Below are 18,948 nucleotides of genomic sequence, written 5' to 3'. Positions count from 1 at the left end.
CCCTATACCCCGATATCGGGCCGCGATACCTCGGAGGCGGCCGGATCCGTTCCGGCGGCCTCTCCGCGCAGCCGGCGGCCGACCTCGCCCAGCCCGTCGGCGAGCGCGTCGAGCTGCTCGGCGGTGAGGACGTCGACGAGGATCTCCCGGACCGTCGCCACGTGCCCGGGGGCCGCCTCCTCCAGCTTGGCGCCGCCGGCGTCAGTGAGGACGGCGAAGACGCCGCGCACGTCGGAGGGGCAGCTGCGGCGGCGGACCAAACCGGCCTTCTCCATCTGGGTGACCTGGTAGGTCAGCCCGCTCTTGGAGTTGATCAGGCCGTTGGCGAGCTCGGTCATCCGCAGTTCGCGCCCGGGCGCGGCGGCGAGCCGTACGAGGATCTCGTACTGGGGGTGCGAGAGCCCGGCGTCGTCCTTGAGCTGTTGGTCGAGACGGCGGTTCACCAGGGCCGATGCGGAGAGGAAGCCGCTCCAGGCGCGCATCTCGCGGTCGTCCAGCCATCTCGGTTCAGCCATGGCTCCAGACTACACGGGTTGTTCCAATTTGAATCAATGGTTAAGGTCGGGACCTAGCGGTTCGAATTTGAACAACTCTTCCTGCCTCCCCACCGGGCCGCCCGACCGGAAGGACCCCCCCGATGACCAGCCCCTCCGTCACCTCGACGAAGCCGCAGGCCGCCGTACCGGCCGCACGACCCGCGCTCTCCGCCCTCTCCACCCCGGGCCACGACACCGGCCTGCTCCTCCTGCGCCTGGTCCTCGGTCTGACCATGGCGGCGCATGGCGCGCAGAAGCTCTTCGGCTGGTTCGGGGGCGGCGGCATCAGCGGAACCGGTCAGTTCTTCACCGCCAGCGGCTACCCCGCGGGTGACGCCATGGCGGTCCTCGCCGGCCTCACCGAGACCCTCGGTGGACTCGGCCTCGCCCTCGGGCTGCTCACCCCGCTCGCCGGAGCCGCCGTCGTCGGCACCCTCATCAACGCGATCGCCGTCCACGGCACCGACGCCTTCTTCGCCCCGAAGGGCATCGAGTACGAGCTGCTGCTGACGGCCGGCGCCGCGGCCCTCGCCCTCACCGGCCCCGGCCGCTACGCCGTCGACCGCTTCGTGCCCGTCCTGCGCAGCCACCGCCTCGCCTACGGCGCCCTCGCCGTCGCCCTCGGCGTGGTCCTCGCCGTCGTGCTGCTCCTCGTACGCGACTGAGAGGCCGAAAGGCCGCCGCGATCGTCGACGCCGGGCGGGCCGCAGGGGCCCGCCCGGCGTCGACGCATTCCGACCAGCCATACGGTTTTGCGCCAACTCTTTTTGATCTCAGGCGAGTTGCTGCTGTGCTCACCTATGTTCTACGGGGCACATCGGTTCGCCCCAGGAGGTCAGATTGCAGACCAGGCGCTTCCTCGCCCTTCACCGCGCGATACGCCGGTCCCACCTGCTCATCGCCCTCGGCCTCGGCTCGCTGCTGATCGGTCTGACCCCGTTGTTCGTGGTCACGAGTACGGCAGCGGCCGGTCGCGCCCCGGCACCCCGTCCGGCGCCCGTGCCCTTCGACCAGCAGGCGGCGAAACAGTCGCCGCACCACGGCATCGTCCCCGCCAACGCGATGGAGCCGACGGCCCCGGTCCTCGACCGGGCCGGATGGACCGCCACGGCGAGCGACGAGGAGACCGGCGCCGAGAACGGCCGCGCGGCCAACGTCCTCGACGGGAACACCGCCACCCTCTGGCACAGCAAGTGGGCTCCCACCTCCACCCCGCTGCCGCACAGCATCACCGTCGACATGCACCGCACCGAGGTCGTCTCCGCCCTCGTCTACCGTCCCCGCACCAACGGGCCCAACGGGCGCGTCGGTGAGTACAACATCAGCCTCAGCGTCGACGGACTGGGCTGGGGGACCCCGGTCGCCACCGGCACGCTCGCGGACGACGCGAGCACCAAGACCCTCGGATTCGCTCCCCAGGGCGCCCGGTTCGTCCGGCTGACCGCGCTCAGCGAGGCGGGCGGACGCGGACCCTGGTCCTCCGCCGCCGAGATCGACCTGCTGGGCGACCCCGGCACCCCGGCGGCCACCATCGATCTCTCCCGGGCCGGATGGACCGCCACGGCGAGCGACGAGGAGACCGGCAGCGAGAACGGCCGCGCGGCCAACGTCCTGGACGGCAAGGACGACACCCTCTGGCACAGCAAGTGGGCTCCCACCCCCACCCCGCTGCCGCACAGCATCACCATCGACATGCACCGCACGGAACTGGTCTCCGCCCTCGTCTACCATCCCCGCTCCAACGGGCCCAACGGGCGCGTGGGCGCGTACTCCATCGCCACCAGCACCGACGGCGTCACCTTCGCCGCGCCGGTGGCCACGGGCACCTGGCGCGACGACGACACCGTCAAGACCGCCACCTTCACCCGCGCCGCGTCCGCCCGCTTCGTCCGGCTGACCGCGACCGGTGAGGCCGGCGGCCGCGGACCGTGGACCTCCGCCGGTGAGATCCGCCTGAGCGGACCGTCCAGCCCGGCCGTCCACGGCTCCTGGGGCCGGATCACCGGCTTCCCGCTGGTACCGGTGGCCACCGCCGCCCTGCCCGGCGACAAGCTGCTGGCCTGGTCCGCGTACGCCGTCGACCGTTTCGGCGGCAGCAACGGCTACACACAGACCGCGATCCTGGACCTGAAGACGGGCAAGGTCACCCAGCGGCGCATCGACAACACCGGACACGACATGTTCTGTCCCGGCATCGCCATGCTCGCCGACGGCCGGGTCCTGGTCACCGGCGGCAGCAACGCGGAGAAGGCGAGCATCTACGACCCGGCCACCGACGCCTGGTCCGCCACCGCGAGCATGAACATCGCCCGCGGCTACCAGGCCATGACCCTGCTCTCCACCGGCGAGGCCTTCGTCCTCGGCGGCTCCTGGAGCGGATCCACGGGCACCGACAAGGCCGGTGAGGTCTGGTCCCCGGACACCCGCACCTGGCGCAGCCTCCCCGGAGTGCCCGCCTCCCCGGCACTGACAGCAGACCCGGCCGGACCGTACCGCGCCGACAACCACATGTGGCTGCACGCCACTTCGGGCGGCAAGGTGCTGCAGCTGGGCCCGAGCAAGCAGATGAACTGGATCTCCACCACTGGGCAGGGCGGCATCACATCCGCCGGCACCCGGGCCGACAGCCAGGACGCCATGACCGGCAACGCCGTCGCCTACGACATCGGCAAACTGCTCACCCTGGGCGGCTCACCCGCCTACCAGGACAGCCCCGCCACCCGGCGCGCCTACACCGTGGGCATCTCGGGCAGCCAGGTCCAGGCCGCCCGCACGGGTGACATGGAGCATGCCCGCGCCTTCGGCAACAGCGTGGTCCTGCCCGACGGCAAGGTGGCCGTCTTCGGCGGTCAGGCCTATCCGGTGCCGTTCAGCGACGCCACCTCCGTCCTGACCCCCGAGCTGTGGGACCCGGTGACCGGCGCCTTCACCCCGCTCGCCACCATGGCCGTGCCGCGCAACTACCACAGCGTGGCCAACCTGCTGCCCGACGGACGGATCTTCTCCGGCGGCGGCGGTCTGTGCGGCGACTGCGCGACCAACCACGCCGACGGGGCGATCTTCACCCCGCCGTACCTGCTCAACGCGGACGGAACCCCGAAGCCGCGTCCCGCCATCACCGCCGGCGTACCCCCCAGGGCCGCTCCCGGCGCCTCGCTCACGGTGAGCACCCAGGGCCCGGTGGCGTCCTTCGTCCTGATGCGGGCCGCCGCGGCGACCCACTCCACCGACAACGACCAGCGCCGGGTGCCCGTGGCGTCCACCGCCGCGGGAGGCGGCACGTACAACGTGTCCGTGCCCGCGGACACCGGTGTGGTCCTGCCGGGCACGTACATGCTCTTCGCCCTCGACGCCCAGGGCGTACCGAGCATCGGTCAGTTCGTCACGATCTCCTGATGCCATGAGAGGTGTCCGGGGCCTGAGCTGATTGGCCCCGGACATTCAGGGGAATAGCGCACAAATGACACAACCCATCGAAGACTACGCACTCATCGGCGACCTGATGACCAGCGCACTGGTCGGCCGCGACGGGTCCATCGACTGGCTGTGCCTACCGCGCTTCGACTCGGCGGCCTGCTTCGCCAAGCTCCTCGGCGAGGAGGAGAACGGCCACTGGCGCATCGCGCCCCTCGACGCCGCCGACGGCGAGCCCTGCACCCGCCGCGCCTACGTCGACGGCTCGCTGATCCTCGAATCGTACTGGGAGACCGAAACCGGGACCGTCAAGGTCACCGACTTCATGCCCCAGCGCGAGGTCGCCCCCGACGTCATCCGCATCGTCGAGGGCATCAGCGGCACGGTCCGGATGCGCAGCACCCTGCGCCTGCGCTTCGACTACGGCCACGTCGTGCCCTGGGTACGCCGCAGCGACGGCGATCGGGTCGCCGTCGCCGGACCCGACTCCGCCTGGTTCCGCAGCGAACCCCCGGTCCGCACCTGGGGCGAGGCGAACAGCACCCGCTCCCAGTTCCCGGTCACCGCCGGCCGGCGCGTCGCCTTCGTACTGACCTGGCACCCCTCGCACCGGCCGCGCCCCGAGCCCTGCGACCCCTTCGACGCCCTGGACCAGAGCCTCGCCGACTGGCGGGAGTGGACCTCGCAATGCCGCTACGAGGGCCCGTACCAGGAGGCGGTCACCCGCTCCCTGATCACCCTCAAGGCCCTCACCTACGCCCCGACCGGCGGCATCGCCGCCGCGGCCACCACCTCCCTCCCCGAGGAGCTCGGCGGCGTCCGCAACTGGGACTACCGCTACTGCTGGCTCCGGGACTCCACCCTCACCCTCGGCTCGCTCCTGTCCACCGGCTTCCTCGACGAGGCGCGCGCCTGGCGCGAGTGGCTGCTGCGCGCCGTCGCGGGCGACCCGGCCGACCTCCAGATCATGTACGGCATCGCCGGCGAGCGACGGATCCCCGAGAGCGAACTGCCCTGGCTGCGCGGCTACGCCTCCTCCGCCCCGGTCCGCGTCGGGAACGCCGCCGTCGACCAGCTCCAGTTGGACGTGTACGGGGAGGTCATCGACTCCCTTCACCTCGCCCGGACGGCCGGGCTGCCCTCCGAACGGCACGCCTGGCGGATCCAGCTGGCGCTGCTCGACTTCCTCGAACGCAACTGGCAGCGGCCCGACGAGGGTCTGTGGGAGGTCCGCGGCCCCCGCCGCCACTTCGTGCACTCCAAGGTGATGGCGTGGGTCGCGGCCGACCGGGCCGTACGCACCCTGGAGAGCGACCCCTCCTTGGACGGCGAGGTGGAACGCTGGCGGGCCATGCGCGACGAGGTGCACCGCGACGTGTGCGACCGGGGCTACGACCCCGTGCGCGGCACCTTCACCCAGTACTACGGCTCCGAGGAGCTCGACGCGGCGACCCTGCTCATCCCCAGGGTCGGATTCCTGCCGCCCGACGACCCCCGCGTCGTCGGCACGGTCGACGCGGTGCGCGCCGAGCTCGGCAGCAGCGGACTGGTCCGCCGCTACAGCACGACGGGCTCGGCGGTCGACGGGCTGCCGGGTGCCGAAGGAGCCTTCCTGGCCTGCTCGTTCTGGCTGACGGACGCCCTGCACATGACCGGCCGGCGGGAGGAGGCCCGCGCCCTGTTCGAGCGGCTGCTGGCCGTACGCAACGACGTCGGCCTGCTCGCGGAGGAGTACGACCCCCTCGCCGGACGCCAACTCGGCAACTTCCCGCAGGCGTTCAGCCACGTCGGCCTGGTGAACAGCGCGCTCACCCTGGCGAGCCCGGACTGAACCGCCCGACGTCCTACGGGTCCCCGCCCGTACGGGAGGCCAGCAACAGGGCGATGTCGTCCGGCCGGTCGGCGGTGTTGCCCGCCTCGCTGATCAGCCGGTCGGCGGTCTCGGCCAACGGGGACGGCCGGGCCGCCTCCAGGGCCGTCCGCAGCCGCTCCACCCCGACGTCGATGTCGAGCCCCGGCTTCTCCACCAGCCCGTCCGTGTACAGGGCGAGGATCGAGCCCGTCGTCAGCCGCAGCTCCGTGACCGGGTACGAGGCCTCCGGATCGATGCCGAGCACCACCCCGCCCGCCAGGTCCAGCACCTCGGTCCGGCCGTCCGGGTGGCGCAGCAACGGCTGGGGGTGCCCGGCCCGGGCCGCCATGACGGAGCCGGACGCCGGGTCGAGCAGCATGTAGCAGCAGCTCGCGAACTGGCCCGGATCCAGGTCGATGAGCAGCTGGTTGGTACCGCTCACCACCTGCTCCGGGGTGCTCCCGCTGAGCGCGAAGGCCCGTACCGCGCTGCGCAACTGACCCATGGTCGCCGCGGCCGCCACACCGTGGCCCTGGACGTCCCCGATGACCAGGGCCAGCAGGCCCGTGCCCGTCTCGACGACGTCGTACCAGTCGCCGCCGACCTCCATGCCCTGGGTGCCGGGGAGGTAGCGGCCGACGGTGTCCACGTGCTCGCGCACCGGCAGCCGGTGCGGCAGCAGGGCCGACTGCAGACCGCGGGCGAGCGCCACCTCGTTGTCGTAGCGCCGGGCCCGCGCGAGCGCCTGCGCGATCAGACCGGCCAGCGCCGTCAGCACCGTACGCTCCTCCGGGCTGAAGCCGCGGGGCGAGTCGAAGCCGAGGATGCACGAGCCGACGGGACGCCCGGAGGCGATCAGCGGCAGGAAGGCGCGGGCGCCGACGTCGGCGTCCAGCGGAATCCCCGGATAGGCGGCGGCCAGGTGCTGCATCGACTCGAAGAACATCGGCCGGCCCGTGGTCAGCGTCTCCACGCCCGGCAGCCGGACATCGAGGGAGACCCCGTCGAACCGATTGAGGAAGCCCTGCGGGAAACCGGTCTCCCAGGCCAGGTACAGATGCCGCTCGTCCAGCAGGTAGATCGCCAGTTGGCGGCCGCCGAAGGCCGGCAGCAGCTCCTCGGTCACCACCGCCGACACCTGCCGGGCCGTGACCGCCTCCGTCAGCGCGATGGCGAGGGCCACCGGCCGGTACAGGGCCGAGGCCTCGTCGGCGGACACGTCGAGGTCCGCGTACCCGTCCACGTCCAGGTCCACGTCCATGTCGGCGTCGGCGTCGGCGTCGGAGTCCGGGCCCTGCCGGGTCCGTGACGCGGGCGCGTAGGCCGGTTTGGCGGAGGTGCCCAGGGTCAGGGTCACGCCGTCGGCCGCGGGATACAGGTCCACCGACAGCCACTGCCCGGGCGGGTGCCGGCCGCGGCGGGCGGGGAAGTGCACCGGCTCGCCGGACATGAAACCGGCCCGGAAGTGGTCCTCGTAGGCGGGATGCCCGAGCCACGGCAGCGCCTCCCACAGCAGCCGCCCCCGCAGATGCGGCCCGTCGAGGCCGAGCAGCTCCTCCGCCGCGGTGTTCACGAAGCCGATCCGGCCCTCCCGGTCCAGGGACAGCACCGCCTGCGCGAGCCGGTCCGCGGCCCTGCGGGCACCCTCGGCCCCGGCCTCGGGCGGTGGCGCCGGTACCCCCATCGGGTCGCCCTCCCACAGCACCCGCCCCCCGTCCGCCGCGAGGGCGGTGAGGTCGGCGGCCAGCTGCTCCGCGGCCCGGCGCAGCCGTTCGCGGTCCGCGGTCCCGACCGGGATCCCCGGGGTCGCCTCGCGCAGCACCACCAGCACACCGAACCGTTCCGTCCCGGCGGTCACCGGCTCGTACAGCGAGGCGAAGGGGAACGGCAGCCCGGCCATCAGCTGCGGGAAGCGGCTCATCGCCGACTCCGCGTCGGGCAGGAGCACGGCCTGCCCGGACCGGTAGGCCTCGGCGACCGGGTACGGGCGGTTCACCTGCATCCGCCACCAGGGCCGGAACAGCTGGAGCGGGAGCCCGGTGAACACGGCCATCAGGAGCAGCCCGGCGGTGGGTGAGCGCAGGTAGACGCCGGCCGCGTACCCACCGGCGGCCTCCATCGCGTTCACGGCGGCCCGTGCGAGCACCTGGGCCGTCGCATCAGGGGCATCCGTGGTGTCAGGCGCGGCGCCGACGCTGTCCGCTCTCGCCATCACACAGCCAGGATGCGCCCTCGGCGGCGGCCCCTGCATCCTGGCCGGTCGCGGCCGTGCCCCGGCCGATAGGCCGACCGCTTCCCTCGTCCGGGGGACGCACGGGTGTGCGGGCCACCCCCCGCAGGACGGCGCGGGGCACGATACCCAGGCGTCCCACCCCCGGCAGGCCCCCGGAAGGCAGAGCATGCGGTTCCAGTACGACACCATCGGCGAGCGCTACGCGGAGTCCACGAGCACGGCGGCCTTCTCCGCCGCCGACACCTACACCCTGCACGGAGCCCTCGACGCCCTCGGCGGGGTACGCGGGCTCGACGCCCTCGACCTGGCCTGCGGATACGGATACAACACCCGGCTGCTGGCCCGCGGCGGGGCCCGGCGGACCGTCGGCGTCGACGTCTCGGAGGAGATGATCCGACAGGCCCGCGCGCACGAGGCGACCAAGGACCGGCCGGACGTCGAGTACCACGTCGCCGACGCCGCCGGCCTGCCCCACCTCGGCCCCTTCGACCTCGCGACCGCCGCGTACGTCTTCAGCTACGCGCCCGACCGCAGGTCCCTGCACGCGATGTTCCGGTCCGTCCGCGCCAACCTGCGCGCGGGCGGGCGGCTGCTGGCCATCGTCCCCAACGCGGGGGCGTTCCCGCGCGTGGACTGGTCCCCGTACGGGGTGCGCATCCTCGACCGGGTCCCGGACGGCGACGCGCCGCTGCTCAAGGCGCATTTCCTGACCGAGCCGCCGGTGCCCTTCGAATTCCGCGAGTGGGCCCACGCCGACCTCGCCGAGGCCGCCGTCGAGGCGGGCTTCGTCACCATCGGCTGGCAGCCGAACAAGACCCCGCCGGCCGACGCCGTACGCGACGAGGCGTACTGGACGGCGTACCGCGCCTGGCCGATCAGCTCACTGATGACCTGTACGGCGTAGGGGGCGGGCGGCCGTCACCGAACCGCCGTCACGATCCGCCGTGACCGCCCTGACCTCAGAGCTCCGCCGTCGACCTGATCAGCTCGACGATCCGCCCGCGCGCTGCCCGCCCCTCCGGGACGGGCAGCAGCGGGTACCCGTGCGGCAGCCCCGCCGCCTCGTGGAACTCCACCTCGGCCCCCTCCGCGCGGGCCCTGCGCAGCAGCTCCCGGCTGTCCGTGGTCAGCACGTCCCGGGTCCCGGTGAACACCGTCATCGGCGCCAGCCCGGCGAAGCCACCGTGCAGCGGGCTCACCCGGGGATCGTCGGCGGCCAGGGTCCCGGCGTACAACCGACCGGCCTCCAGCAGCCCCGGGCGGGCCAGCAGCGGATCGGCCGCCTCCAGGGCCGCCTGGTCCGGATGGCTCATGGTCACGTCCAGCCAGGGCGAGATCAGCACGATCCGGGACGGCTGGTCCCCGGTGCGGTCGCGCAGCCGCTGCGCGGCCGCCAGCGCCAGCCCGGCCCCGGCCGAGTCCCCGATCAGCACCGTCCCGGCGGAGCCGCCGCTCGCGATCAGACCGCTCAGCAGGTCGGCCGCGATCGGGACGGTCCGGTCGGCCGTGCCGCGCGGAGCGAGGATGTACGCCGGTACGACGACCCGGGCCCGCGCCTGTGTGACCAGGGTCCGGATCAGCGCCCAGTGCGGGCGGACCAGCTCGTGGATGTAGCCGCCGCCGTGCACGTACAGCACATGCGCCGCGGGCTCCGCCCCGAGCGGGGAGACGTCGTACACCGGCCAGGCTCCGACGAAGGTCCGCGAGATGTCGGCGACCCGCCCCAGCCAACGCGGCGGCAGATGGGAGGCGGGCCTGCGGGCGGACGCCGCCACCCTGGTCCGGACGGCCTCCGCGCTCGCGTACCGTCTTCGCCGTCCCGCCGCGATCAGCGCCGCCGACAGCGCCCTGCTGCGCAGACTCGGCACGCCCCTCACCTCCCCTTTTCCCCGCGCCGTCACCAGCGCGAGCCCCTTCCCCGTCACGGGAGGAGCATAGGCGTGAAGCTGTGCTGTCGACCCGCTTAAGAAAGTCTCGATGGACTGATCACCGCGCCGATCGGCAGATTGGTGCACGTCACCGCCGCCGTTCGGGCCCATCCGCCCGCGGCGTACCCTTCCGCATGCCTGGAGCCACCCCATGAAGGCACTCGTCAAGCACAAGGCAGAACCCGGCCTGTGGCTCATGGACGTCCCCGAGCCCGAGTACGGCCCCGGCGACGTGCTGATCAAGGTGCTGCGCACCGGTATCTGCGGAACCGACCTCCACATCCGCGCCTGGGACGGCTGGGCGCAGGGCGCGGTCAAGACCCCCCTCGTCCTCGGCCACGAGTTCGTCGGCGAGGTCGCGGCGCTCGGCGCGGACGTCCAGGACATCGAGGTCGGCGCGCTGGTCAGCGGCGAGGGCCACCTGGTGTGCGGCAAGTGCCGCAACTGCCTGGCCGGTCGCCGCCACCTGTGCCGCAGCACGATCGGCCTCGGGGTCGGCCGCGACGGCGCCTTCGCCGAGTACGTGGTCCTGCCCGCCCAGAACGTGTGGGTGCACCGCACCACCGTGGACCTGGACGTCGCCGCGATCTTCGACCCCTTCGGCAACGCCGTGCACACGGCGCTGTCCTTCCCGCTGGTCGGCGAGGACGTCCTGATCACCGGCGCCGGCCCGATCGGGATCATGGCGGCGGCCGTGGCCCGGCACGCCGGCGCGCGCAACGTGGTCATCACCGACGTCAGCCCCGAGCGCCTGGAGATCGCCCGCAAGGCGGGCGCCACCCTCGCCGTCAACGTCGCCGAGTCCTCGATCGCCGAGGCGCAGACCAAGCTCGGCCTGCGCGAGGGCTTCGACATCGGTCTGGAGATGTCAGGGCGCGCCGAGGCCATGCGCGACATGATCGACAACATGACGCACGGCGGCCGGATCGCCATGCTGGGCCTGCCCGCCCAGGAGTTCCCGGTGGACTGGGCGAAGGTGGTCACCTCGATGATCACGATCAAGGGCATCTACGGCCGTGAGATGTTCGAGACCTGGTACGCCATGACCGTGCTGCTGGAGGGTGGGCTCGACCTCAGCCCGGTCATCACCGGCCGCTACTCGCACCGTGACTTCCAGGCCGCCTTCGACGAGGCGTCCACCGCCCGCAGCGGCAAGATCATCCTGGACTGGACGGCGTAACCGACCGCCACACGGGTCGCCGCACGAGTCGCCGCACCGGCCGTCCCACCCACCGAACCATCTCCCTCGGGCCGGGCCCCGCCCACCCTCCCCCCTCCGCGGGGCCCGGCCCCTCCCTCGTCGCCCTCCGCCGCACAAGGAGAACCGCACCATGTTCGAGACCGTCCGCGAGGACCTGCGCTCCACCCTCGACGAGATCCGCGCCGCCGGCCTGCACAAGCCCGAGCGCGTGATCGGCACCCCGCAGAACGCGGCCGTCGCCGTCACCTCGGGCGGCGCCGTCGGCGAGGTGCTCAACTTCTGCGCCAACAACTACCTGGGGCTGGCCGACCACCCCGAGGTCGTCGCCGCCGCGAAGGACGCGCTGGACCGCTGGGGCTACGGAATGGCCTCCGTCCGCTTCATCTGCGGCACCCAGGAGGTGCACAAGGAGCTGGAGGCACGGCTCTCGGCATTCCTCGGCCAGGAGGACACGATCCTCTACTCCTCCTGCTTCGACGCCAACGGCGGCGTCTTCGAGACCCTCCTCGGCGCCGAGGACGCGGTCATCTCCGACGCCCTCAACCACGCCTCGATCATCGACGGCATCCGCCTCTCCAAGGCCCGCCGCTTCCGCTACGCCAACCGCGACATGGCGGAGCTGGAGGCCCGGCTCAAGGAGGCCACCGAGGGCGGCGCCCGCCGCAAGCTGATCGTCACCGACGGCGTCTTCTCCATGGACGGCTACGTCGCCCCGCTCGCGGAGATCTGCGACCTTGCCGACCGCTACGACGCCATGGTCATGGTCGACGACTCGCACGCCGTCGGCTTCGTCGGCCCCGGCGGCCGCGGCACCCCCGAGCTGCACGGCGTCATGGACCGCGTCGACATCATCACCGGCACCCTCGGCAAGGCCCTCGGCGGCGCCTCGGGCGGCTATGTCGCGGCCCGCGCCGAGATCGTGGAGCTGCTGCGCCAGCGCTCGCGCCCGTACCTCTTCTCCAACTCCCTCGCCCCGGTCATCGCGGCCGCCTCCCTCAAGGTCCTGGACCTGCTGGAGTCCGCCGGTGACCTGCGCGAGCAGCTCGCCGCGAACACCGCGCTCTTCCGCACGAAGATGACCGAGGCCGGCTTCGAGGTCCTGCCCGGCGACCACGCCATCGCCCCCGTCATGATCGGCGACGCGGCCGAGGCGGCCAAGATGGCGGAGCTGCTCCTGGAGCGCGGCGTGTACGTGATCGGCTTCTCCTACCCGGTGGTGCCGATGGGCGCCGCGCGCATCCGCGTCCAGCTCTCCGCGGCCCACTCGACGGCCGACGTCGAGCGCGCGGTGGCCGCCTTCATCGACGCCCGTGCGGCCCTCGGAACCGCTGGGGCCTGAGGGGAACACGAGGTCAGAGGGGCCTCCGCACCCTGAGACAATGGTGGGGTGATCGACCCCCGCCGGCTGCGCATCCTGCGCGCCGTGGCGGACCACCGTACGGTGACCGCCGCGGCCGCAGCCCTGTACCTCACCCCCTCCGCCGTCTCCCAGCAGCTCGCGGCGCTGGAACAGGAGACGGGCCACGCGCTGCTCACCCGCAGCGGGCGCGGTGTCCGGCTCACCGCCGCCGGTGAGATCCTGCTGGGCCACGCCCACGAGGTGCTCGCGCAGCTGGAGCGGGCGGAGGCGGAACTCGCGGCGTACGCGGGCGGTTCGGCGGGCGAGGTCACCGTCGCCGCCTTCGCGACGGGCATCGCGGAGGTACTGGCCCCGGCCATCGCCCGACTCTCGCTGGAACGGCCGGGCATCCGGCTGCGGGTCCGGGACGCCGAGGGCGACCAGAGCCTGCCGCTGCTGCTGGACGGCGAGGCCGACCTCGCGCTGGCCGTCGAGTACCGGGGCGGCCCCGGCGCCGACGACGCCCGGCTGTCCGTCCTCCCGCTGTACGCGGAACCCTTCGACGCGGTCCTGCCCTCGGGGCATCCCCTGGCAGACCTCCCCGCGGTGTCGCTGGCGGACCTCTCCGACGCGGACTGGGTGGGCCAGTACCCCGGCAACCCGTGCCACGACGTGACGCTGCTCGCCTGTGAACTGGCGGGCTTCCAGCCCCGGTTCGTGCACTCCTCCGACGACTTCCGCGCCGTGACGGCGCTGGTGGGCGCCGGGGCCGGAGTGGCCCTCGTACCACGCTCGGCCCTGCGCGGCATGGACCTCAAGGAGGTCCAGGTACGCCCGGTCACGGGCCCGGCCGCCACCCGCCGCGTCTTCGCGGCGACCCGCCGAGGCGGTGAGACCCACCCGCTGATCGCGCCCGTCCTGGCGGCCCTGGTCAGGGAATCGGAGCGGCTGCCGGCCCACTGAGGCCGTCGGCGGAAGGGCGAATGGTTTCGCCACGCGCCTGTACGGGTGAACTCCGGCGCGCGCTCTGTCAGCGCCGGCCTCCACGGTCGAAGACTGTGCCCCGAGCCGTCGGAGCCCCACCCGATCACGGAGGCATCATGGGTCGATCCACTGCCGAAACCGCTCCCGAGTACCTCAGTCTCACCGCCGAACCGGTGCGTGAACACCTCGCCGCCGCCACCCAGCTCGAAACCTTCCTCACGGGTGCGGGCACCCTCACCCTCGACCAGCGGATGCTCCTCGTCGACCAGGCGCTGGTGCTGCTGGAGCAGAACTACGTACACCTGCCCCTGAAGATCTCGATGCACGCCGTCAACCCCGTGCAGCGGCTGCGCCTCATCCGCCGGCAGCTGGAGCAGCAGACGGCAGCCACCATGCCGCCCGAGTGGATCTTCCACTCGGAGATGTCCAAGGTGTTCCACTCGGTCCGGGACCTGCACACCAACTACCAGCTGCCCGCACCGTTCGCCGGGAAGATCGCCTTCCTGCCCTTCCTGGTCGAGGAGACCACCGACGGACCGGAGCCCCGTTTCCTGATCACCCGCGTCGTCCAGGGCTTCTCCGCACCGGCCTTCGCGCCGGGCGTCGAGGTCACCCACTGGAGCGGCGTCCCCATCGAACAGGCCGTCGAGCTCAACGCCGCCCGGTTCGCCGGAGGCAACGTGGCGGCGCGCCGCAGCCGGGGAGTCGAGTCGCTGACGGTGCGCTCGCTCTCGGCCCATCTGCCCCCGTTCGAGGAATGGGTGACCGTCAGCTACGTCGGTACCGACGGCGTCGCCCGCGAACTGCGCGAGAACTGGCAGATCGTGGAGAACCGCCCGTCGGCGGCCGGCCCGGAGGGCGAGGCGTCGCTCGTCCTGGGCCTGGACCACGAGTCCGAGGAGGTCAGCCGGGCCAAGGTCATGCTCTTCGTCCCCCACGTCATCGAGCAGCAGTTGGCCGTGGACGCGGGGAGGTCCCCGGACATCGCGGCGGGCGAGACCGCGAGCACGATGCCGGAGGTCTTCACGGCCCGTACCGTCCAGACCCCCTCGGGCACCTTCGGACACATCCGCATCCACACGTTCCACGTCCCCGACGCCGGCGCCTTCGTCGAGGAATTCGTCCGGCTGATCGGCGAGCTGCCGCAGAACGGCCTGATCGTCGACGTGCGCGGCAACGGCGGAGGCTCGGTCTGGGCGTCGGAGCTCACCCTCCAGACCCTGACGCCCCGGCGGATCACCCCGGAACCGTTCCAGTTCATCAACACCCCCCTCAACCTGCGAATCTGCCGCAGCAACCCCCGCCTGCGGCCGTGGGTGAGCTCCATGGAGCAGTCCGTCGAGACCGGCGCCACCTTCTCCGCCGCCCTGCCCCTCACCCCGGAGGACCTCGCGAACCAGATCGGCCAGCAGTACTTCGGGCCGGTCGTCCTCATCACCAACGCCCGCTGCTACTCCGCGACCGACATGTTCGCGGCCGGCTTCCAGGACCACGCGATCGGCACCGTGCTCGGCACCGACGACAACACCGGAGCGGGCGGCGCCAACGTCTGGGAGCAGGGCCAGTTCATGGAGGACTTCCCGGTCGCCTCCTCGCCGTACCTCCCGCTGCCGAACGGGGCGGGGATGCGCGTGGCGATCCGTAGATCCCTGCGGGTGGGCGAGCGGGCCGGTGCGCCCTTGGAGGACCTCGGGGTCGTCCCGGACGAGCGCCACCGGATGACCCGCCGGGACCTCCTGGAGGGCAACGTGGACCTGATGGCACGGGCCGGTGAACTCCTCCGGGCCCAGCCCGTGCGCGAGCTGACCATCGCCGACGTCACGCGCGCCGACGGCTCGCTCCGCCTCAGGCTGAAGACCGCCAACGTCGACCGCGTGGACGTGTACCTCGACCGGCGGCCGCGCACGTCGGTGGACATCCCCGACGGGCGGGCCGACGTCACGGTACCGGGCGCCGGCGCGGCCACGTCGGTACGGGTGGACGGCTTCGCCCTGGGCGAGCTCGTCGCCAGCAGCAGCAGGCGGTTGTAGGGCGCGGCCGCGACGGACGGGAGGGCGGCCGGGCCCCGGGAGGCTCCGGCCGCGCCCCCTCAGACCCGCAGCACCTCCACGCCCGCGGCCGCGAACTCCTGGGCGACCTCAGCCGTCAGGCCGGTGTCCGTCACCAGCACGTCCACCGACGAGGTCGCGCAGATCCGGGCGAACGCGCGGACGCCCAGCTTGCTGGAGTCGGCCGCGACGACCACCCGGCGGGCGCGTTCGCACAGCAGGCGGTTGATCGAGGCCTCGTCCTCGTGGCGGGTCGCCGCGCCGTCCGTCGGGTCGAAGCCGTCCACGCCGAGCACCGCCGTGTCCACCGCGAGCTGGCCCAGTACCTGCTCGGCGAGCGGGCCGGTCAGCTCGTACGACTGGGGACGGGCCACCCCGCCGGTCAGCACGATCTTGAACTGCGGTCGGATCACCAGCTCGCCCGCGATGTTGAGCGCGTTGGTCACCACCGTGAGCGCGGGCGAGCCCTGGGCCAGGTCCGGGCGCCCGGCCAGGGCCCGCGCCACCTCGGTGGTCGTGGTGCCGCCCGTCAGGCCGATCACCTCGCCCGGGGTGATCAGGGCCGCCACCGCCTCGCTGATCCGCTGCTTCTCGGCGGCACGGCGCGATGTGCGGTAGCGCAGCGGGAGTTCGTACGAGACCCCGTGCAGCACGGCTCCGCCGCGCGTGCGGACCAGCAACTGCTGCTCGGCCAGCTGGTCGAGGTCGCGGCGGATGGTCGCGGCGGACACGCCGAGGGTCTCCGCCGCCGGTTCCACCTCCAGCTCGCCCCGTTCCACGAGCAGGTCCAGCAGTGCCTGCCAGCGCTCCTTGCGGGTCATCGGCCGCCCCCTTCGGTGTTCTGAGACATGCGTTCCACGGCGTTTCCCGGCGGCCCCCATCGGCCCGCCCGGCGACACTAACTCAGCCGCTCCCGCCGTGGATGCTTGAAGTTGCGTGAAACAGGCCGCTACCTTGCAGGAACACGCAATCGAGCATTCGGACCCGCCTGTCGCACGAGGGAGCCTGCATGAGTCACGTCGCGTACGAGTTGGGCACGCAGCCCGCATGCTGGGAGCGGGCCGCCGAACTGGCCCCGGCCCGGCGGGCGGTGCTGCCGCAGCCGGGGGAGCGTACCGCGATCGTCGGGTGCGGGACCTCGTACTACATGGCCCAGGCGGCCGCCGTGCTGCGCGAGCAGGCCGGCCAAGGCGAGACCGATGCCTTCCCCGCCTCGGAGTTTCCGCGCCACCGCCGCTACGACCGGGTCGTCGCCCTGACCCGGTCCGGCACCACCACCGAGGTACTGGACCTGCTGGCCGGGCTCCGCGACGCGGGCGTACCCACGACCGCGGTCGTCGGCGATCCGGCGACCCCCGTGATGACCGCCGCGGACGAGCTGGTCGTCCTCGACTTCGCGGACGAACAGTCCGTCGTGCAGACCCGTTTCGCGACCACCGCCCTCACCCTGCTGCGCGCCCACGTCGGGCTGCACACCCCCTCGGTGGTCGCCGACGCCCGCACCGCCCTCATCGAGCCGCTGCCCGCCGACATCGCCGGCCGGGGGCAGTTCACCTTCCTCGGTCGTGGCTGGAGCGTCGGGCTCGCCCACGAGGCGGCGCTGAAGATGCGCGAGGCGTCGCTGTCCTGGGCCGAGTCCTACCCGGCGATGGAGTACCGGCACGGGCCGATCAGCGTCTCCGGGCCCGGCACCGTCACCTGGTCCCTCGACGAGGCCCCGGACGGGCTCGCCGAACAGGTCCGCGCCACCGGCTGCCAATGGGTGCCCGGCGGGCTCGACCCGCTGGCCGAACTGGTCCGCGTACACCGACTCGCCCTCGCCGTCGCCGCCCACCAACAGCTGGATCCCGACGCGCCGCGCAACCTCACGCGCTCGGTGATCCTCACCACCGGCGAGGAGGCCGTCCGATGAGCCTCGTCCGTGCCGGCGACCTGGTCCTGGAGGCGGCCGCGGCCGGCCGGGCCGTCGCCGCCTTCAACATCATCACCCTGGAGCACGCCGAAGCCGTCGTCGCCGGGGCCGAGGCGGCCGGCCTGCCGGTCATCCTCCAACTGAGCGAGAACGCCGTGAAGTTCCGCGACGGGCGGCTGCTGCCCATCTCCCGGGCCGCCGGCGCGTGCGCGGAGGCCGCCGGGGTCCCCGTCGGCCTGCACCTCGACCACGTCAAGAGCCCCGAGCTGCTCCGGCAGGCCTGCGACGCCGGATACAGCTCGGTGATGTACGACGCCGCGCAACTCCCCTACGCCGAGAACCTGGAGGCCACCCGGTCCGCGGCCGACTGGGCCCACGCCAACGGGCTGTGGATCGAGGCCGAGCTGGGCGAGGTCGGCGGCAAGAACGGCGCCGCGCCGCTGGACCCGCACGCGCCCGGCGCCCGGACCGACCCCGACGAGGCCCGGCGGTTCGTCGCCGATTCCGGGGTCGACGCCCTGGCCGTCGCCATCGGCAGCAGCCACGCGATGACCAGCCGGACCGCGGCCCTGGACCACGTGCTGCTGGCCCGCCTGGCCAAGACCGTGGACGTGCCGCTCGTCCTGCACGGGTCCTCCGGGCTGCCGGACACCGAACTCGCGGCGGCCGTCGCGGGCGGCATCCGCAAGGTCAACATCGGCACCGCCCTCAACGTGGCGATGACCGAGGCCATCCGTACCCACCTGACCCCGGCGGACCCCCGGCCGTACCTGACGGCGGCCCGTACGGCGATGGCGGCGACGGCTACGGCTATGATCGGCGCCCTGAACTGAGGGGTGCCAGGTGATCGGCGACCGATGACCGATGATTGGCGATCGGTCACGGGCGATGGGCTACGGGGGACGGCGATCATGGACACGCAGCGGGGACGCACGAACCGCCGCCGATTCCTGCTGATCGCCGGCCTCCCGCTGCTGACGGTGGGCGGGGGCCTGACCTACCTGATGTGGCCGGAGCCGCCGCGCGGGCCCGAGGTCCGTACCGACCTGGAGCCGCTGAACCGGCGGCTCGGGCCGTTCCTCGGTGAGCTGACCGACGCGCACTGGCTGGGCTACGACATCGACGGCACGGGCGACAGCCGGAGCATTCCCGGCCCCGACTCGCGGATCCGGGTGGTCGGAGTCGCCCGTCTCCCGGCCGGGGGCGCGGCCGCGATCACGGGCAAGCCCGACCACGTCTTCGCCGCCGCCGGCGGGGCTCCGTACGACCTGCCCGCCGCGCTGAAGCAGTACCTGCCCGCCGCCGCGACCTGGCAGCACAGCCCGAGCTTCGACACGTACGCGAACGGCCAGGGGGCCGCGGGCCAGGCCTCGGACGGGATCCCCTCGGGCCGGTACCTCTTCGACACGGCCCGCGACCTCGTCCACTTCGACGTCCTGTACCTCTTCACCTGAATGCGGACGGGGAGCGGGTGGTGCCGCCATCGGGGCGCGGCTCACCC

The 18,948-nt window shown here is 72.9% G+C and carries 15 protein-coding genes; 11 read left to right on the top strand and 4 right to left on the bottom strand.

Going from position 1 to position 18,948, the window contains the following annotated elements; genetic code table 11:
- Positions 1–2: 2 nt before the first annotated feature.
- Positions 3–515 carry a MarR family transcriptional regulator gene (locus AB8A24_RS04815; RefSeq protein ID WP_328964605.1) on the bottom strand — a complete coding sequence of 171 codons (513 nt, stop codon included), beginning with the start codon at positions 513–515 and terminating at the stop codon, positions 3–5.
- A 122-nt stretch (positions 516–637) separates the two neighbouring features.
- On the opposite strand from AB8A24_RS04815, the gene AB8A24_RS04810 reads away from it, so the two are divergent.
- From AB8A24_RS04810 to AB8A24_RS04800, 3 genes are all read left to right on the top strand, one after another.
- Positions 638–1,201, top strand: coding sequence for a DoxX family membrane protein (locus tag AB8A24_RS04810; RefSeq protein ID WP_328964606.1), 564 nt, complete (start codon positions 638–640; stop codon positions 1,199–1,201).
- A 175-nt stretch (positions 1,202–1,376) separates the two neighbouring features.
- Positions 1,377–3,932, top strand: coding sequence for a discoidin domain-containing protein (locus AB8A24_RS04805; protein WP_369474841.1), 2,556 nt, complete (start codon positions 1,377–1,379; stop codon positions 3,930–3,932).
- A gap of 64 nt (positions 3,933–3,996) precedes the next feature.
- The gene (locus AB8A24_RS04800) at positions 3,997–5,781 is read left to right on the top strand and encodes a glycoside hydrolase family 15 protein (RefSeq protein WP_328964608.1); all 1,785 of its coding nucleotides are present in this window, start codon (positions 3,997–3,999) and stop codon (positions 5,779–5,781) included.
- A 13-nt stretch (positions 5,782–5,794) separates the two neighbouring features.
- Here the strand turns inward: AB8A24_RS04800 and AB8A24_RS04795 are convergent, their stop codons facing one another.
- The gene (locus tag AB8A24_RS04795; RefSeq protein ID WP_369474905.1) at positions 5,795–8,014 is read right to left on the bottom strand and encodes a SpoIIE family protein phosphatase; all 2,220 of its coding nucleotides are present in this window, start codon (positions 8,012–8,014) and stop codon (positions 5,795–5,797) included.
- Between the two features lie 187 nt (positions 8,015–8,201).
- Between AB8A24_RS04795 and AB8A24_RS04790 the strand changes: the two genes are divergently transcribed.
- On the top strand, positions 8,202–8,939 hold the full coding sequence (locus AB8A24_RS04790) for a class I SAM-dependent methyltransferase (protein WP_266387818.1): 738 nt from the start codon (positions 8,202–8,204) through the stop codon (positions 8,937–8,939).
- Between the two features lie 55 nt (positions 8,940–8,994).
- Here the strand turns inward: AB8A24_RS04790 and AB8A24_RS04785 are convergent, their stop codons facing one another.
- A complete protein-coding gene (locus AB8A24_RS04785) occupies positions 8,995–9,903 on the bottom strand; it encodes an alpha/beta hydrolase fold domain-containing protein (RefSeq protein WP_369474838.1) in 909 nt (302 codons plus the stop codon).
- Between the two features lie 211 nt (positions 9,904–10,114).
- On the opposite strand from AB8A24_RS04785, the gene tdh reads away from it, so the two are divergent.
- The 4 genes from tdh to AB8A24_RS04765 all read left to right on the top strand — a co-directional run bounded on the left by tdh (position 10,115) and on the right by AB8A24_RS04765 (position 15,517).
- On the top strand, positions 10,115–11,143 hold the full coding sequence (gene tdh / locus AB8A24_RS04780) for an L-threonine 3-dehydrogenase (RefSeq protein WP_266387813.1): 1,029 nt from the start codon (positions 10,115–10,117) through the stop codon (positions 11,141–11,143).
- Positions 11,144–11,294: 151 nt separating this feature from the next.
- The gene (locus AB8A24_RS04775) at positions 11,295–12,503 is read left to right on the top strand and encodes a glycine C-acetyltransferase (protein ID WP_369474837.1); all 1,209 of its coding nucleotides are present in this window, start codon (positions 11,295–11,297) and stop codon (positions 12,501–12,503) included.
- A 48-nt stretch (positions 12,504–12,551) separates the two neighbouring features.
- Complete coding sequence (locus AB8A24_RS04770; protein WP_369474835.1) at positions 12,552–13,466, top strand: LysR substrate-binding domain-containing protein; 915 nt, start codon at positions 12,552–12,554, stop codon at positions 13,464–13,466.
- Positions 13,467–13,603: 137 nt separating this feature from the next.
- Positions 13,604–15,517, top strand: a complete 1,914-nt coding sequence (locus AB8A24_RS04765; RefSeq protein WP_328964611.1) for a S41 family peptidase — start codon at positions 13,604–13,606, stop codon at positions 15,515–15,517.
- Between the two features lie 59 nt (positions 15,518–15,576).
- On the opposite strand, the gene AB8A24_RS04760 is transcribed toward AB8A24_RS04765, so the two are convergent.
- Positions 15,577–16,356, bottom strand: coding sequence for a DeoR/GlpR family DNA-binding transcription regulator (locus tag AB8A24_RS04760; RefSeq protein ID WP_328964612.1), 780 nt, complete (start codon positions 16,354–16,356; stop codon positions 15,577–15,579).
- A gap of 188 nt (positions 16,357–16,544) precedes the next feature.
- On the opposite strand from AB8A24_RS04760, the gene AB8A24_RS04755 reads away from it, so the two are divergent.
- From AB8A24_RS04755 to AB8A24_RS04745, 3 genes are all read left to right on the top strand, one after another.
- On the top strand, positions 16,545–17,447 hold the full coding sequence (locus tag AB8A24_RS04755) for an SIS domain-containing protein (protein ID WP_328964613.1): 903 nt from the start codon (positions 16,545–16,547) through the stop codon (positions 17,445–17,447).
- The gene (locus AB8A24_RS04750; protein WP_328964614.1) at positions 17,444–18,280 is read left to right on the top strand and encodes a class II fructose-bisphosphate aldolase; all 837 of its coding nucleotides are present in this window, start codon (positions 17,444–17,446) and stop codon (positions 18,278–18,280) included. Before AB8A24_RS04755 ends, AB8A24_RS04750 begins: the two co-directional genes overlap by 4 nt.
- A gap of 78 nt (positions 18,281–18,358) precedes the next feature.
- On the top strand, positions 18,359–18,901 hold the full coding sequence (locus AB8A24_RS04745; RefSeq protein ID WP_328964615.1) for a hypothetical protein: 543 nt from the start codon (positions 18,359–18,361) through the stop codon (positions 18,899–18,901).
- The last annotated feature ends 47 nt before the right edge of the window (positions 18,902–18,948 follow it).

Source organism: Streptomyces sp. BF23-19, assembly GCF_041106355.1.
Lineage (GTDB): Bacteria > Actinomycetota > Actinomycetes > Streptomycetales > Streptomycetaceae > Streptomyces > Streptomyces virginiae_A.
Note: the sequence above shows the minus strand (reverse complement) of the source record. Positions and strands in the feature narration are given on the sequence as shown.